Origin of the sequence: Curtobacterium sp. B8 (assembly GCF_000333315.1) — a bacterium.
Taxonomy (GTDB): Bacteria; Actinomycetota; Actinomycetes; order Actinomycetales; family Microbacteriaceae; genus Curtobacterium; species Curtobacterium luteum.
Window position 1 is genome coordinate 1 of the sequence record NZ_BACW01000176.1, and the last position, 980, is coordinate 980.

Annotated in this window: 1 protein-coding gene; it reads left to right on the forward strand. The window is 68.3% G+C overall.

All coding sequences use genetic code 11. From position 1 onward, the window contains the following. The coding region (locus I59_RS04340; RefSeq protein ID WP_022902819.1) for an ABC transporter permease at positions 1-893 on the forward strand (893 nt) is incomplete at its 5' end. Positions 894-980: the final 87 nt, after the last annotated feature.

The window sequence follows — 980 nt, forward strand, 5'->3', positions numbered from 1 at the left end:
CGGGCAGCCCGACGGACGCCGCGCTCGCCAAGCTCAGGCAGAACGGGCCCGTCACGGACGCCCCCAAGAAGGCGATCGAGGCCCAGCTCGGTGTCCCGAGCGGCAACCTCTGGGACCAGTACGTCAGCTACCTGCACCAGGTCGTCACGCTCGACTTCGGCACGAGCTACACGTTCTACCCGCAGCCCGTCGGCGACCTCGTGGCCCAGGCCCTGCCGTACACGCTCGTGCTCGTCGGCCTCGTCACGATCATCGCGTTCGTGCTCGGCACCCTCATCGGCATCGGCGCAGCGTGGAAGCGCGGCACGTGGCTCGACTCCCTCCCGACCCTGTCCGGCAGCTTCATGTCGACGTTCCCGTACTTCTGGACGGCGCTGCTGCTGCTGTTCTTCCTCGGCTATGTCCTGCACTGGTTCCCGACCACCGGCGCCTACTCGGCCACGACGACGCCCGGGTTCAGCGGAGCGTTCATCGGCGACGCGCTGCAGCACGCGATGCTGCCGGCGATCACGATCCTCGTGACGAGCCTCGGCGGCTGGATCATCGGCATGCGCAACGCGATGATCAACACCCTCGGCGACGACTACGTCACGTTCGCCGAGGCCAACGGGCTCCGCGGCCGCACGGTCGCCGTCCGGTACGCCGCGCGGAACGCGATCCTGCCGAACCTCACCGGCTTCGGGCTCGCGCTCGGCGGCGTGGTCGGCGGGTCCGTGCTCGTGGAGCAGGTGTTCGGCTACCCGGGCATCGGCTACCTGCTGTTCAACGCCGTGATCGGGCAGGACTACCCGCTCATGCAGGCCCTCTTCCTGATGATCACCGTGTCGGTGCTCATCGCCAACTTCATCGTGGACGTCCTGTACGGCGTCCTGGACCCGAGGACGCGCCGATGACCACAACGTCGCGATGGGCGGCGTGCTCCGCCCACAACCACCACCCGAGGACGCGCCGATGACCACGATCGCAGTTCGCACGCAAGA